This window comes from Paenibacillus sp. MER 180 (assembly GCF_023713665.1).
GTDB classification, from domain to species: Bacteria; Bacillota; Bacilli; order Paenibacillales; family Paenibacillaceae; genus Paenibacillus_B; species Paenibacillus_B suaedae.
Genome location: NZ_JAMAVT010000111.1, coordinates 1 through 256 on the forward strand (window position 1 = coordinate 1; position 256 = coordinate 256).

Annotated in this window: 1 rRNA gene; it reads right to left on the bottom strand. The window is 50.8% G+C overall.

The features are described 5' to 3' along the window. Nucleotides 1–256 (bottom strand): 23S ribosomal RNA (locus tag M3661_RS30090); the annotation flags it as partial.

The following is a 256-nucleotide window of genomic DNA, read 5'->3' on the forward strand; positions in this document are numbered from 1 at the left end:
GGTCTACGCCTACGTACTTATTCGCCCTATTCAGACTCGCTTTCGCTTCGGCTCCAGCTCTTCACCTTAACCTTGCACGCAAACGTAACTCGCCGGTTCATTCTACAAAAGGCACGCCATCACCCATGTATAGGGCTCTGACTTCTTGTAAGCACACGGTTTCAGGTTCTATTTCACTCCCCTTCCGGGGTGCTTTTCACCTTTCCCTCACGGTACTGCTTCACTATCGGTCACCAGGGAGTATTTAGCCTTAGCA